The organism is Mycobacterium celatum, from assembly GCF_002101595.1.
Lineage (GTDB): Bacteria > Actinomycetota > Actinomycetes > Mycobacteriales > Mycobacteriaceae > Mycobacterium > Mycobacterium celatum.
In genome coordinates this window covers 1-15,028 of the sequence record NZ_LQOM01000037.1, presented here as the reverse complement: position 1 = coordinate 15,028, position 15,028 = coordinate 1, and the positions used below count along the sequence as shown (strand labels likewise).

General features: G+C 62.8%; 9 protein-coding genes and 2 riboswitches. All 9 genes read left to right on the top strand.

The genetic code is table 11. The annotated features are described in order from the left end of the window. Window positions 1-106: 106 nt before the first annotated feature. On the top strand, window positions 107-6,496 hold the full coding sequence (proA, locus tag AWB95_RS16275) for an anti-phage protein ProA (RefSeq protein ID WP_062539326.1): 6,390 nt from the start codon (window positions 107-109) through the stop codon (window positions 6,494-6,496). After that, the gene (locus tag AWB95_RS16270; RefSeq protein WP_338016599.1) at window positions 6,493-8,901 is read left to right on the top strand and encodes an AAA family ATPase; all 2,409 of its coding nucleotides are present in this window, start codon (window positions 6,493-6,495) and stop codon (window positions 8,899-8,901) included. The genes proA and AWB95_RS16270 overlap by 4 nt, the downstream gene beginning before the upstream one ends. Next, window positions 8,898-9,245, top strand: a complete 348-nt coding sequence (locus tag AWB95_RS16265; protein WP_062539327.1) for a hypothetical protein — start codon at window positions 8,898-8,900, stop codon at window positions 9,243-9,245. Before AWB95_RS16270 ends, AWB95_RS16265 begins: the two co-directional genes overlap by 4 nt. A gap of 80 nt (window positions 9,246-9,325) precedes the next feature. Further along, window positions 9,326-9,434: riboswitch (SAM riboswitch) on the top strand. A 32-nt stretch (window positions 9,435-9,466) separates the two neighbouring features. Continuing rightward, window positions 9,467-10,267 carry a hypothetical protein gene (locus AWB95_RS16260; protein WP_062539328.1) on the top strand — a complete coding sequence of 267 codons (801 nt, stop codon included), beginning with the start codon at window positions 9,467-9,469 and terminating at the stop codon, window positions 10,265-10,267. 64 nt (window positions 10,268-10,331) lie between these two features. After that, window positions 10,332-10,443: riboswitch (SAM riboswitch) on the top strand. Between the two features lie 128 nt (window positions 10,444-10,571). After that, the gene (locus AWB95_RS16255) at window positions 10,572-10,970 is read left to right on the top strand and encodes a hypothetical protein (RefSeq protein ID WP_139818504.1); all 399 of its coding nucleotides are present in this window, start codon (window positions 10,572-10,574) and stop codon (window positions 10,968-10,970) included. Next, a complete protein-coding gene (locus AWB95_RS16250) occupies window positions 10,961-12,472 on the top strand; it encodes an ADP-ribosylglycohydrolase family protein (protein WP_084707021.1) in 1,512 nt (503 codons plus the stop codon). The genes AWB95_RS16255 and AWB95_RS16250 overlap by 10 nt, the downstream gene beginning before the upstream one ends. After that, on the top strand, window positions 12,469-13,095 hold the full coding sequence (locus AWB95_RS16245) for a TY-Chap domain-containing protein (RefSeq protein WP_062539330.1): 627 nt from the start codon (window positions 12,469-12,471) through the stop codon (window positions 13,093-13,095). Before AWB95_RS16250 ends, AWB95_RS16245 begins: the two co-directional genes overlap by 4 nt. 233 nt (window positions 13,096-13,328) lie before the next feature. Continuing rightward, window positions 13,329-14,339, top strand: coding sequence for a metallophosphoesterase (locus AWB95_RS16240; protein WP_062539331.1), 1,011 nt, complete (start codon window positions 13,329-13,331; stop codon window positions 14,337-14,339). Beyond that, window positions 14,336-14,839 (top strand): DUF3293 domain-containing protein, encoded by a 504-nt coding sequence (locus AWB95_RS16235; RefSeq protein ID WP_062539332.1) that lies wholly within the window; start codon window positions 14,336-14,338, stop codon window positions 14,837-14,839. Before AWB95_RS16240 ends, AWB95_RS16235 begins: the two co-directional genes overlap by 4 nt. The last annotated feature ends 189 nt before the right edge of the window (window positions 14,840-15,028 follow it).

The window sequence follows — 15,028 nt, the reverse complement described above, 5'->3', positions numbered from 1 at the left end:
TTCGTGCTGCATAATGCGCCCCCGACTGTCAGTGCGGAGACTTATGCTGCTGAGACCTCGGCACACCGCCGGTGGCTCGAGGACACCTCAAGCAGGAGAACACGCGATGGACAACGCTGACCATCACTCGGCAGTAGGCGATGCGCTGGGAATCCTCGTCCAAGGCTTGACGCCGTTCGTTGAGCAAGTTTTTGCAGATACTCTGCCGCCCAGCATTGAGTGGACCGAGCTTCTTCGTCGGAAGGACCTCGCCGTCGGCCGGCGGGTCGGCATGTACCGAAACCGCGATTTGTCCTTGATGCTTCGGGCGATGACCGAGCGGCTCGGCGAGCTCGGTTACCCGTTCAGCCAGCATTTGTCGCGGCAGGGGCAGAACTACGCCAGCGAGTTACGCGATGTGCGCAACCGATGGGCCCACAACGAGGCGTTCACCCAATCTGAGGCGTATAGGGCGATCGACACGGTCGAATTGCTGCTGCGTTCTGTGGGCGCCGCGACGGCGGCAAGTCAAGCTGCACAATTGAAGGCCTCGGTCGCACCCAGCCGTGGACAGCATGCCGCCGCTGAACCCGTCACGAGGGAGGCCCCAGCCACCGAGCAATCAATCGACGCGAGCGCGGTATCGGCACCTCAGGTGCCGCCCGCGCAGCACCAAGAGCCCGCGCCGCGGATCGAACTACAAGCGGTCACTGACTTGAGTTACGCGATGGCGCATTGCCGCGTGCCGGTGATCGACCATGTCACCGTCGACAACGTCGGTGGAGAGATACACGGCGCCGTCGTCGAAGTCGACGTCCTGAGCGCCGAGGGCTCTCACGGAGGACCCCGAGAGGTGTACCTTGACCTCGCCGCACACAAGCCCACCATTCTGCGCGACATCGACCTGGTTCTCGACCCGGCGTCAATGCTACGGATTGACGAGCAACGCCCTGGTTCTATCCGGGTGGTCCTGCGCGACGCCGCTCGAAACGTGCTAGCTCAAGCGCTGAAGAACGTCAACATTCTGGCCGCCAACCAGTGGAAGGCGGTACCTCCTCAACTCGCTCTCGAGATGCTGGCCGCGCATGTGCAGCCCAACTCGGCTGCGATAGCAGCGCTGATGACAGAGGTCTCCGACCGCCTGAAGGCACTGACCGGAAATCCCGCGATCGACGGATATCAAAGCGAAAATCCCGATCGAGTGGATGCGATCGCGCAGGCGGTTTTCGAAGCCATGCGGGCGAAGGACATCCGCTACGCCGAACCGCCCGCCAGTTGGGGCCTTGACGGCCAAAAGGTCCGCACACCCGCCGAGGTTCTCGAACGCCGGCTCGGAACTTGTTTGGATACAACACTGACGATGGCTGCGGCGCTCGAACAGGCCGGCATCAACTCGACGGTCTGGGTGCTGAAGAACCACGCCTTCCTGGGCTACTGGCGGATCGATTCCAGCCTCGCCACGGTTTCGTCCACAGACGTTGTGGACGCGGTGAATCTGGTTGATCTGGGGCACATCCGTCTTGTCGAGACAACGATGGTGACCGCTAGCGAGGAACCGCATTCATTCACTGAGGCTGTCAATGCGCCACGGACAAAACATCTCTCGGATGACTTGTCCGCGATTGTTGGTGTAACCGGTATCCGCCAGGCACGCGAGGCGCAAATATTTCCCTTGCCGAGCAGAACGGTCGACGGGGAGGGCAACGTCGTTGTCACCCGATACGAACCTGCGCCCAAGCGCGTGGTGGCACCGTATACACCCACCCAAGGCACTAAGCCGAGTGGGAACTTCGAGGCGGTACCGGCGCGGGTGAGCCAATGGAAGAACGCGCTGCTGGACCTGAGCCTGCGCAACAAGCTGATCAACTACACCGAGCGTTCCGGATACCGGCTCGAAGTGCCAGGGCCGGCGCCCGGCCGGTTCGAAGACATGGTCAACGCGTCGGCGCGCATCGCGCTGTTGGCGTCAGACGCGATCAACGAGATCGATCTCGCGCGGGGCATTCGTTACGGGCGAGACTTACCCGAGCAGGAACGGGAATTTCTGCTAGCCGAGAAGCACAGCGCATACATCGACATAAGCAGTGCGTCGTACAAGAGCAAGCTGCGGTACTTGGCGTACAAGGCCAAGACCATTGTCGAGGAAACAGGCTCTAACAACCTGTATCTGGCTTTCGGAATGCTGAGCTGGCGGTTCAACGACAGGGAGTTGCGGTCGCCCCTGGTGCTGGTACCGGTGTCGATGTCGACCGCAAATCTGGGTGAAAAGTACCTTCTCACGATCGATGAAATGGGAGCTTCGACGCCCAATTACTGCCTTGTTGAAAAGCTTCGGGTGGCATTTGGTTTGGAGATCCCTGGTCTGGCGAACCCCTCGGACGATGGGTCTGGCATTGATCTCAGTGAGACCTTCAACGCAGTGCGTCGCGCAATCGCCGAGGCCGGACTGCACTTCCGTGTCGAAGAATCGGTTCATCTGTCGATACTCCAGTTCGCCAAGTTCCCTTTGTGGAAAGACCTCGACGAGTCGTGGAAGCTGCTGTCACACAACAGTTTGGTATCTCATCTTATCGAGACGCCGAACGATCAGTATGTCGATCCGGTGAGCGAGGTTACTGAGGTCGATCTCGACGACCTGGGCTCGATGCTGCCCGTTCCCGCTGACTCGTCACAGCTTCGGGCGGTCGCAGAAGCGGTTGGCGGGCGAACTTTCGTGCTCGAGGGGCCTCCCGGCACCGGGAAGTCGCAGACGATCACCAACTTGCTGGCCCATGCGATGTCGTCGGGGCGACGCGTGCTATTCGTCGCTGAAAAGCGGGCCGCGCTTGAAGTCGTGAAGAAGCGCCTGGAAGCCGTTGGCTTAGGCGAGCTTTCGCTCAACCTTCATGACAAATCTGCGCGGCCGGCGGCGGTGCGCGCTCAAATCAAGGAGGCGCTCGACCTTCGGGTCAGTCAGGACACGGATCTTCTGCGTACTCAGACTGAGACTGCCGTATCCACTCGCAGAAGCCTTGCGCGCTATGCGGACCGTCTGCATGAATTAAACGCTGCGGGGCAATCCCTGTACACCGCGAGGACTTCGGAATTGGCGGCTGACCAAGAAGTCCCACCATTAGATGTTCCGCACGACCTCGTCGCCAGCGGCGCCCCCGAAACATTTGACGCAATTGGACGTGCCCTTCGTGAACTTCCCGAGAAGGCTGACCTGGCTCGTCCAGGTGAAAACCACGCGTGGGGTTTCATCGATGATTCACCAAACAAGCTGGATGTGGTCAAGGTTCACGCCGCCGCGGTCGAGTTTGACAAGGCGCTCGAAGACTTGTTGCAACGTGGCGTCGGGCTTGACCAGCTCAGCCGAACTGAGACGTCGGCCGCAATGAACCAGTGGGCTAAGCTCGCGACGGCGCCCCGTCACGCGCTTGCAGCCCTCGATAAGCTCCACAGCGACGCGTGGCAAAGCGCATTGAAAGCCCTCCGCCAGTCGATGGCGGAAACATCCGATGCGCAGCCTGGTTGGTTGGCGATCGCAAGTCCCGCAGCAATGGACCTCGACATACCAGCGATCCACGAAGCGACGGTCGCCGCCGATCATTCGAGCTTCTTCGGTCGAAAGAAACGGCGCAGAGCGGTCCTCGCGCAGCTGATGGATGTGTTGGTAGTGGATCCCAAAGCTATTGATCTCAAATCACTGTCGTCAACGGCTGCCGAGATCGCCCAGACGCACGCACTTGTTACCAACCTGCGGTGCTGCGTCGCTAAACTGCCGGTGACCCTTGTGGGCGCCGGGTGGAACCCGTTGATCGATGAGCATGTGCAACAACTGAGACGAGGGTTGCAATCGGTCAGCTGGACTGCCTCCGCGTTGTGCGCGGAACCGAACGACCCCCATGTTTGTGATCTGCGCGAGTACTACGCGCGAACACCGGCCGGAACATTGGCGGAGCCGCTTATGCGACTCGCAGCCGCCTGGCAGGCACTCGAGGAGATGACCGAAGCTTCGGTTAGAAGACAACGGGCCTGGGGCAATGGAAAAACGTTCATCGCGCAGTGGTTAGCCACGCGACCACATCGCCGGCTGGAAACGGCCGCGACTCTCGAGCGCTGGATCGACTTGATCCGACATGTGGAACCATTGCGGAGCGCCGGAATGGAGTCCGCCAGGACTGCCATCCTCCGAGGAAAGATTGCCGCTGAAGACGCTGCACTGGCGTTCGACCGCGGGACAGCTATCGCCTCCGTCTCAGAACGCCTGGAAGCAAGCGCACTTAACGATTTCGACGTGGTCGCGCACAGCAAGACAATACGACGGTTCACCGAGAGCACTCGCGCGATACGCCATGAGTTACCCAGGGCTATTCCGGCTCGCGTGGTCGGCAACAGAAGGTTCGATGCCAATACGGCGAGTGGTCAAATCGGTGGTCTGCGACGGCAGTTGGAACGCCGGCGCGGTGGGATGAGCGTGCGCATGCTGATGGAGAATTACGGCGAGTTGATCACTCAGATTCTGCCGTGCACATTGATGAGCCCTGATTCCGTAGCTCGGTTCTTCCCGGCCCAACAGGGAACCTTCGACATCGTAGTTTTCGACGAAGCATCGCAGATTAGAGTCGCCGACGCCGTTGGGGCGATGGGGCGCTCGAAGGCGGTCGTCGTTGTCGGAGACAGCAAGCAGATGCCGCCGACAAGCTTCGCCGAGGCGAACGCAAGCCTCGAAGACGAGGACGAGTACAACCCTGACGTTGTGTTTGACGAGGAGTCGATCCTGACTGAGTGCGTACAGGCTCAGGTCCCGCGGCAATGGCTGTCATGGCACTACCGCAGTCAAGATGAGTCGCTCATCGCATTCAGCAACCATCAATATTACGAAGGGCGACTCGCGTCATTCCCGGCGCCGCTGGGTACGACGACTTCTGCTGCTGGACACGGCATTTCGCTGATCCGCGTCAACGGCGTCTTTGACCGGACCGGCCGCGGAAGAGCCTTGCGCACCAACCGTGTGGAAGCAGGAAAGATCGTGGCGGATATTCGCCAACGATTCTCTGCGTCACCCGGGGCGCCACCGTCCTTGGGTGTAATCACCTTCAACGCGCAGCAGCGTGATCTGATTGAAAATCTGCTGCGGGACAGCGGTGATGAACGACTGTTGCAGGCGCTGGATGAGCCCGATGGGTTATTCGTCAAGAATCTCGAGAACGTGCAGGGTGATGAGCGGGACACCATCCTGTTTTCGGTTGCATTCAGTGCAAACGACAAAGGCGTGGTACCGCTGAACTTCGGCCCCTTATCCAAACCGGGCGGCGAACGCCGGCTCAATGTGGCGGTTACGCGTGCCCGTCGCGAGGTCGTGTTGTACTCAAGTTTCGACCCCGAAGCGCTGCGTGCCGAAGAGACAACGCAGGTCGGCACCAAGCACCTCAAGGCCTATCTCGAAATGGCAGCCCATGGGGTGCAGGCCTTCTCTGAAGGTGGGCGACGCCTGCCGGTGATCGACCGGCATCGCGATGACATTGCCCAGGCGCTGCGGGCTGAAGGGCTACCGGTGCGAACAGATGTAGGGCTTTCCGACTTTAGAGTCGACCTCGTTATCGCGGACCCCGATAATCCCGAGCAGCCGCTGGTCGCCGTTCTGCTCGACGGGCCCAATTGGTATTCCCGTAAGACGGCCGCCGACCGTGATGGGCTACCGGTCGACGTCCTGGAGAATCTGATGCACTGGCCTGCGGTAGAGCGGATTTGGCTGCCGGGGTGGCTGCGAAACAAGGAACAGATCGTTGCCCGCGTCCGGAAGACGGTGGACGAGGCAAGGCAACGGGTACTGCGGCACGACGTTCAGCCGGATCCTTCACGGCGAGCACCGGAACCGACGCCGATTAAGGTCGCGCCAACGGTTGTCGCATCGACCAAGATTGCCGTGGCGCCGACTCGACCGCAGGAAATCAAACGGCATCCGATGATCCGGGACTACCACGAGTGGGTTCCGCAGGTTAGTGGTGATGTCAGCACGCTCGATCACCTTCCCGATTCATGGGCGAAGTCAGAAGTCCGCATGGCGATTCACGCCGCGATCGATGCCGAGGCTCCCATCCACCCGGATCGCTTAGCCAAGATTGTCGCTGGCGCATTCGGTTTGAACCGGGTTAGCGAGGAACGGCGGCGATCCATCCAGCGCGTCGTCCCGTCGGAGTACACCCGCAATGACGAGGAGGGATTCTACTGGCCTCCCGGGCTGGACCCCCAGGCGTGGCGGACTATCCGCTGTCCTCGGGATGGTTCGAGTCGTGCGCTCGAAGAGGTCTGCCTCATCGAGATCGGAAACGCAATGATCGTGGTCGCCGAACAGGCTGGGGGGATCGCAGCCGAGGAGTTGAAGCGGGAAGCGCTCAATCTGTTTGGAGGACGCAGAATTACGCAGTCTGTCGGTTCTCGCCTGGAGGCTGCGCTCAAACGCGCACTGGCGAAGGGGTTACTACGGCAATCCGACAATGGCCTGATCTTCAGCGAAGGAAGCACAAATTGAGTGCGCCACCGGTTGTCGAACAAGTGGACCGCTCCGTTCAAGACGTCATCTTGGAGATGCTTGAGGACGATTTTGCGGTCGACACCACCGTCAAAGACGTCGTGTTGGAAGCGCTCGCCGAGATTATCGGACAGACCGTCGGGTCAGACGAAGCCGATCCGGCGGCAACTTTTCTCACCGCAATCTCGGTAGAGGGCTTCCGTGGTATCGGGCCGGCGGCCCGGCTGGATCTCTACCCGGCCCCGGGACTGATGGTGGTCAGCGGCCGAAACGGCTGCGGCAAGTCAAGTTTCGCCGAGGCCATTGAGCTGGCATTGACCGGTACCAGCTACCGCTGGCGGAACAAGGAGGCACTATGGGCTGAAACCTGGCGGAACCTACATCACTCCAACCCTTGCGAGATCCTGATCGGGTTCACCCGTGAGGGGACCGGCCCGTTTACCGTCGGCATGGAATGGGAAGCAGAGGACTCGCTGACGGCTCGCACATCCTGGACCCAGACCGGCACGGAAAAACGGGTCGAGGGCACCGATGGCCTCGGGTGGTCTCGCCCCCTTGAGGTGTATCGGCCCGTTCTGTCCTACGACGAACTGGGCCGACTGTTCGACGGTGGGCCGTCAGTGCTCTATGACGCACTTGCCAAGGTACTTGGTCTGGAAGTGCTGGCCGACACTGAGAAATGGCTTGCCGCCAAACTAAAGGAAACTAAGGACACGCGCAGCCGCGCCGACCACGAACGCAAAAGATTGCTCACCGTGCTCGCCGAGCACACGGACGAGCGCGCCGAGCGTGCGTCCACGCTGCTACGGAAACGGAGTGTGCCCACAGACGAGGTGCTGGCCCTGGCAACTGGGGCCGGAGACGCGCAACTACAAGTAGTCCCCGTGCTACGCGCGCTGACGAACCTCGAAACTCCGACACTCGATGAAGTTGAGGCCGCTACCAGTCGGCTCCGCTCGGCAGCGCAGGCTGCGGCTCACGCTGCGACCGCCGTGATCGACCTCGCCGATCAACGCGTGGAGTTACTGCAGGACGCTTTGCGTTTCCACGACCACGCCGGTGACACCGAATGCCCGGTCTGCGGACAGGGCCAACTAGATGCCGACTGGGCGATGCGGACGCGCGACTTCGTCGCCAGAAGCCAAGGCGAGTTAGCCGAATACCGGTCTGCAACAAAAGAACTCACAGCCGCACGCTCCGTGGCGACGGCTCTCCTGACCGGCTTGCGCTCAGCAGACGAAATCTCCGGAGTCGACCTTCCGGCGGTGCCCGGATACAACCGCGCCGTCACCGCCGCCAAGCAGGTACCTGCAGACGACAACGCGCTGGCGGACCACCTCGAGTCCAAGCTGACAAATGTCATCGCTGCCGCGGAGACGCTGCGCGCCGAGGCAGACGCCGCGTTGGCGCGACGGGAGAGCGCCTGGGCGCCATTGGCTGCCCAGCTCGGCGGTTGGGTGCGCCTCGAAGAGCAAGCCCGCGACCTTGACAGCACCGTCAAGACCCTGACCGATGCCAAGAAGTGGGTGGCCGATCACGCCGGCCTATTTCGAAATCTGCGACTGAAACCCATTGCTGCACAAGCACGGCACATTTGGAGTCAACTCCGTCAAGAAAGCAACGTCGACCTTGATGACATCACCCTGGAAGGAACCGCAAACCGGCGCAAAGTGGTCCTCGGCGGCTCCGTGGACGGCGAGCCCACCAAAGCGCTATCGGTGATGAGCCAGGGCGAACTGCATGCCCTGGCATTGGCGCTTTTCCTCCCGCGCGCCACTACCGCTAAGAGTCCGTTCCGATTCGTCGTACTCGACGACCCCATCCAGGCGATGGACCCCGCCAAGATCGACGGCTTCGTCCGGGTGCTCTCCGAAATTGCGCAGACCCATCAAGTAGTCGTCTTCTCACACGATGACCGGCTCGCCTCGGTTATCCGAGAAACCGGTGCGGACGCGCGTATGGTCGAAGTTGTACGCGAGACCGGATCACGGATTACCTTGCGTGACAACGTCAATCCAGCTCTCCGGCAGGTGAGTGATGTCTTTGCCTTGATCAAAGACGACCGCATGCCCGACGACGTCAAGAAGCGGGTGGCACCCGGTCTGTTCAGGATGGCGCTCGAATCCGCCGCGCGGCAGGCGTACTACACCAAGCAGGCGTTGGCAGGACGACCCAGAGCGGAATCCGAGGAGAGGTGGCTGTCCGCGAAGAAGACCGCCACGAGGCTGGCTTTAGTCGTCCACGGTGACCCTGCCGCCGATCTGACGAGCTGGCTCGATGCCAAGCCTGCGCGCAGGCGATCGCTGAAGATCAGCAACGCGGTGCATGGGAACGCCGGTGCGGTCTCTATTGAGGACGCGCGTGACCTCGAACGGACGGTCGCGGAGGTGCTGGCTTTGCGATGAGCGCTGTAGAACTACTCGGCCATGCCCAGCGAATCCTCAGCGGATCCGATGTCGAAGGGTTGTCGTCGCGGCTAGCGGCATTCCTTGCCCGCCAGGCGTTGGAGGAGATCATCGAGCAACGCTGCGCCGACCTCGGTGCGTCGGTTCCGTCGGCGACCGCACGCAGCCGACTCCTAGTGCTTCGATCGCTGGATACCGACGAGGCAGCCGACCGTGTCGCGCGGGCGTGGAACCGTCTCAGCAACGCATGCCACGTACACGCCTACGAGATGCAGCCCTCGTCCGCCGAGATCGAGCACCTGTGCACCATGGTGGCCGCGCTGCTGCCAAAAGCTCCGCAGTAGTTGTCACTCGCCGGCCAGCGGCCGGCGGGGGCAACGCTCTGGCCAGGACTTGTCGGTGCCTCGCGCTACGTTTACTTCAGCTTCATGAGACGCCGTCGCCAAGCTCCGACTGAACGGCGCGCCAACCCCACGCTCGTGGGTGGCTCGGATGACGAAGCGGCCGGCTCCAACGGCCGGTAAGAGCGCCTCCACAGCGGAGGTTCGAACATCAGGAGGTATCCATGGCGCATTCCCCCGACCACTCGCCAGCGGAATCTCACGTCATTCTGCTCGGCGACCATGACACTGTGCTGCGCCACCGCGACGACTTGTCCGAACTTGCCGCGCACCACGGATGCGCCATCGAAGAGGCGTTCTCGTTCTCGCCGGGAGTGCCGATGGCGAGCGACGACCTAACTCAGGTCGATGCCGTTGTCTCAGCGCTGGGTCGCGCAATCGCTGACCGCATGGACATCTGGGTGCCCTTCCTGGGGCCGGATCTCGGACGTGAGCAGCACTGGCGGCGGCTGAGTTTGGTGCTGCAGCGCCATGGCCTCAATCTCCGATTCGGTCGGGAACTCGCGTCATGCCCGACGGCTGGCGGTTCCAGCGAAATCGACTTCGCTCTCCGACGCGAAGTCCAAGCCGTCGACGGACTCGACATCGCAGCCCTGGCTGCGGTCGGAGCCGAAAGCCTTGGCCGTGAAATCGAATTAGCCTTGGTTGCCGCCGGTGCCGCCGCGCCCGTCACGCCGGGGACGCGAGGGGCTCAGCGCGGGATGGGCAGCGATGCTGGTCCGCGCACGGAAAGCGCCTTGCCGCCGATGCTTCCGGCGCCGACGGCGCCCTGGGCGCAGCGGCAGCCAGCGCTGAAGCGCTACGTCCGTTGGCTCGTGCATGGATGCGGCGTCACGCAAGTGGCCACGGCGCGTGTTCTGAACTCGGCGGGCCAGCGCACCGCTAAAGGCCACCTCTGGCGGCCGACGACGGTGTCGGCTCTGCTCAACGGTCGCTACGACCAGGGGGCGGAGGCCCGCATGTGAGAAATCCGCTGCCGCAGTCCGAATTCGGCCCCGGTTGTCGGTCCGGTGCGATAATCTGAATTTGCTTCACGAGATGTCGTCGCCAAGCTCCGACTAGACGGCACGCCAACCCCACGCTCGTGGGTGGCTCGGATGACGAAGCGGCCGACGCCAACCGGCACCGGCAAGAGCGCCTCCCGCGACGGAGGCCCGAGTTATCGGGAGTACTGCAATGTCCTGCGCCTCGTATCGGCCTGGCCACTGCCCGCACTGGATCCAGGCCAAGAAATCGCATGAGCCCGGCCAACCGGTCATCGAGGTCGAAGTGGTCGCTGTTTACGACGACGGTCGCGTCGACATCGAGGGCGCCGACCTAGAACTGACGCTCTGGTATCACGTTCCCAGCAGTCTTCGCCGGGCGGTGGGCAGTGATGCGCAATGGAAGCCGAAATACCATGTGCTGTCTGTGGTTTCGGGCGGTCTCTTCAGCCTCGCCAGTCCGGGCAAAGTGACGCCATGCGTACCACCGATTTCCCGGCATCCGGCAGAAAGCACCCGGCAGTTCATCGAACGGGCGATGCGTGGTTACTACGGCTACACGGTGCCGGCGCGCTGGCTGGTCGATCTCGACGCCGTACCGGACGGCGACACCGATGACCTGCCGTGGAGCTGCCCGTTGCCGTTCTACCGCTACTGCTTTGAAGGAGAGAACCTATGGAACTGACTACCTCACAACGTGATCGGGCCTGCGGCACACTGCTCGGCACCGCTGCCGGCGATGCACTGGGCGCAGGCTACGAATTCGGCCGCCCGCGCGCGTCCAATGAGCCGGTCGCAATGGTCGGCGGCGGTCTAGGCCCGTTCAAGCCCGGCGAGTGGACCGACGACACCTCGATGGCGATCGCGATCGCCGAGATTGCCGCTACGGGAACTGATCTGTGCTCCGAGTCGGCGCTGGACCACATCGTCGAACGTTGGCGCGAGTGGTCCAGAACCGCACCGGATGTCGGTGTGCAAACACGCTCGGTTCTGACCGGTGCGGGCCAGCGGGGTATCTCCGCGCAAGCCGCACGAGATGAGTCGGCTGCGTTGCACCAACGCACTGGGCGCACGGCGGGCAACGGGTCGCTGATGCGCACCGCACCGGTGGCACTCGCATTCCTAGACGATGAGGCGGGTCTGGTCAAGGCGGCACGCGTGATCAGCGAGCTCACTCACTACGACCCCGAAGCCGGTGACGCCTGCGTATTGTGGTGCGCCGCGATCCGCCACGCGGTGCTGACGGGGGAGATGGACGCACGAATCGGCTTGCGGCACATCGACGACGAGCGCCGCGGCCTGTGGGCATCACGCCTAGATGAGGCGGAGAAGTCGGGACCTGCGGCGTTCGCAGACAAGAACGGTTGGGTGGTTGCGGCACTGCAGGGGGCTTGGTCGGCGATACATTGCACACCGGTTCCACAGGAGGATCCCGCGGCAGGGGTGCTCCGTGTCGATCATTTGCGGCTGGCGCTGGAAGCCGCGGTGCGCGGCGGCGGGGACACCGACACGGTCGCCGCCATCGCGGGCGGCCTGCTTGGCGCGGCCTACGGTGCCTCAGCGGTGCCGTCGCACTGGCGGTTGATGCTGCAGGGCTGGCCCGGTCTGACGAGCCGCGGCCTGATCCAGCTGGCGGACAAGATCATTGACAAGGGAAAGCTAGACATTTTCGACTACACCTACGGCGGCTTTCCGCAAGCCCGCAAGGCTGTTCGGCATCCCCACGACGAGGGTGTATGGATCGGCGGTATCGCCGCGCTGCTGGAGTTGTCTACGGAGATCGATGCGGTCGTGTCGCTGTGTCGGGTCGCTGACGAGCATGTGCCGGCCGGAGCCGAACACCTCGACGTCCGCCTGATCGACGAGCCGGGCAAGAACGCGAACCTGTACTTCGTGCTGCTCGACACCGTTAGAGCCATCGAGAAACTGCGAGCCGACGGCCGCACGGTGTTCCTGCACTGCGTTCAGGCATACAGTCGCACGCCGACCATCGCGGCACTTTACGGAGCTCGAAAGCAGCACAGCGACATTGACGATGCGCTGCGCGACGTGCTCGCCGTTCTGCAGGAGGCAAACCCGAATGCTGAGTTCCGCAGGGCGTTGCGGCGACTGCATCCCACCCCGGAGGTGCGTCGTGAGGCCATCGACGCGCGCAGGATACGCGAGAGAAAGGGTGGCGTTTTATGAGTGAGTTCACTTCGGACGACCAGTGGCGATCGTTCCAGACTTTCGTCGCGGCGTACCTCGCGGGGATGTTGCATTCCCGGGATGTCTTCACCATCTCGCGGAAGTCTGCGGTGGCACCTCCGCTCGTGGAGTTCCGCTGCGATGCCGCCGGCCGCCTATGGTTCAGTGTCGGCGCGCTGTCATGGAGTGACGAGGATGGCGCGGCCGTCCAAGTTTCACGTCAGCAACTGAATCAGGTCGCGGAGCAGACGGTACGTGTGCTCCGCGATCAGGCGAACGTGGATGACCCGAGCGAGCTGCGGCTCAGTGGCAGCGGCCCCGCCAGTGCGGTGGCCGTGCTCGCTAAGGCCGGGTTCATGAGCGGTGATGGCAGCGACCCGGTCAGAAACGCCGCATTACACGCGAGGAGGTCCGCCGACATCGATACCGAGGGTGACGCGATTGATGCGGCGGCCCGAGCGGTCGGCCAAAGCGCCTTCGCCGCGACCAAGAGCGGTTCGATCGCCTCCATCGCCTTCGCGGCTGAGTTGGCCCGTCTCCGAAGTTGGGTCGATCCATTCAGTGCGACGCCGAAGACTGGGTACCTGGTCGGCGGCGGTGTGCCGAAGTACGCCGAGGAGTGAGGGCCACCAGTGTCAGGCCGCCGAAAGTTACTCTGCCGGAACAGTTCCAACGCGACCGCCAGGTGGCCAGGTGCGAAGGCTGAATGCCTGGGCTGCAACTGGCTCCATGTCCGTGGGCGCCGCAGCCAGGGCGGTGCGCTCGCGACAAAACTGCTGACGTACTTGTCAGTGGATACTGGAATGATTCTCGCCAAGTTCAACGGTCGATCGGGTATCACGACAGGAGGTGCGCCATGGCCAACGCCGCGGCGGAGGGCTACGACATCATCGGAGACATCCACGGATGCGCCACCCAGCTCGAAGCGTTGCTGGTTGAACTCGGCTACCGGCAAGCCGGCGGGGCCGGGTATCGGCACCCTCGTCGGCAGGCCATCTTTGTCGGCGACCTCATCGATCGCGGAGACGAACAACTTCGCGTGCTGCAACTCGTCAAGCCCATGGTCGACGAGGGCAGCGCCCAAATTGTGATGGGCAATCACGAATTCAACGCGATCGCCTACCACACCGAATGGCCGTACGGCAGTGGAAAATATCTGCGTGCACACGACGACCCGGAGAGCCCCTGGTCGGAGAAGAACACCAGGCAGCACCGAGCCTTCCTCGATCAGGTCACCGGCGCTGATCGCCGCCTCTACCTTGATTGGTTCAAGACCATGTCACTTTGGCTGGATCTCGGCGAGCTACGCGTCGTACACGCCTGCTGGCATGACGATTCGATTGCGCTCGTCCAGCAGCGGTGCGGTTCAAGCACCCCGTTCACTGAGCCGGATCATCTCGTGGCAGCGGCCAACCGTGAGGAGGAGGATCCGCTGCACCGGGCGGTGGAGACGCTGCTTAAGGGTCCGGAAATCAGTCTGGTTGACCACGGCCAGCCCGAGTACTACGACAAGGACGGCACCCCGCGGGACCATGCGCGAGTCCAATGGTGGAACAGCAGCGCCCGCACGCTTCGCGAGATCGCCGAAACAGGGGCCAAATTCAGGACCGCGTCCGGTGAGCCGTACCCGCAGCTGCCCGAACTTACTCTGCCGGAGGGCACCCACTCGTACGTCTACGCCGACGAAATTCCAGTGTTTTACGGCCATTACTGGCGGCAGGGTTTGCCCCAACGCGGGCGCGACTGGACGGACTACACCGCGTGTGTGGATTTCAGTGCCGTCATGGGCGGGACACTGACCGCCTACCGCTGGTCCGGGGAAAAGCACATCCGCCCTGAGCATTACGTGTCGAGAGCCCACTGGTGATCCCGGCCTACGACGACTTCGAGTGGACCACCCCCGCGCGGCTGACATTGTTGGCCCGCAATGAGTTTCCCTGGCGCCACTACTTGAGGACCGTGGTGCAGTTCAGCGGACCGAACTGCAGCGGGACCGTCCTTCCCGTTGCACCCGGAACTGGTGAGGAGACCCCACCTTTCGGGCCGCTGCACGTCATCGCCGTGGTTCAGCCGGAGGCCGAGCCGGATAACGGGGAGAACATCGCGCGGATGGCCGTGTTGGACCGCGAGCTGCGCGACGTTGGTCTGCAAGCGCTGCCGGCGGTTGGGGCGAGCCTCGACGGCCGTCATCGCGAAGACAGCCGTGCCGTGTTCGGCCTCGACGATGGGCAAGCCCGGGCGTTGGGCCGACGATTCGGGCAGGTCGCCGTCTTCGCTTGGCGCGGTACGGATTGGTCACTACTGGCATGTGCAGCTGACCGACAAACTCACCGCGGCTGGCTGTGGGATCCCGCACCCGATTGCTGACGTAGGTTCTACCTCCACGGGTAATGAGGGGTCGGTGACAGAAATGCTAGAGCCCATCTTGCTCGCGGCTATGCCGCCAACCACTGGCCTGTACGGCCGCAGAACGACTTAGTGAAGTACCCCAAGTTTTGTTCCTATTCGGTTGCGAGGGCCGGGGTTGGCTGGCTCGCGGGGTGTGAGGCGCCGGTG

Excerpts from the sequence above, each read along its gene's own strand:
- proA (WP_062539326.1), top strand. The coding sequence starts at position 107 with ATGGACAACGCTGACCATCACTCGGCAGTAGGCGATGCGCTGGGAATC.
- AWB95_RS16265 (WP_062539327.1), top strand. The coding sequence starts at position 8,898 with ATGAGCGCTGTAGAACTACTCGGCCATGCCCAGCGAATCCTCAGCGGA.
- AWB95_RS16260 (WP_062539328.1), top strand. The coding sequence starts at position 9,467 with ATGGCGCATTCCCCCGACCACTCGCCAGCGGAATCTCACGTCATTCTG.
- AWB95_RS16250 (WP_084707021.1), top strand. The coding sequence starts at position 10,961 with ATGGAACTGACTACCTCACAACGTGATCGGGCCTGCGGCACACTGCTC.
- AWB95_RS16245 (WP_062539330.1), top strand. The coding sequence starts at position 12,469 with ATGAGTGAGTTCACTTCGGACGACCAGTGGCGATCGTTCCAGACTTTC.
- AWB95_RS16240 (WP_062539331.1), top strand. The coding sequence starts at position 13,329 with ATGGCCAACGCCGCGGCGGAGGGCTACGACATCATCGGAGACATCCAC.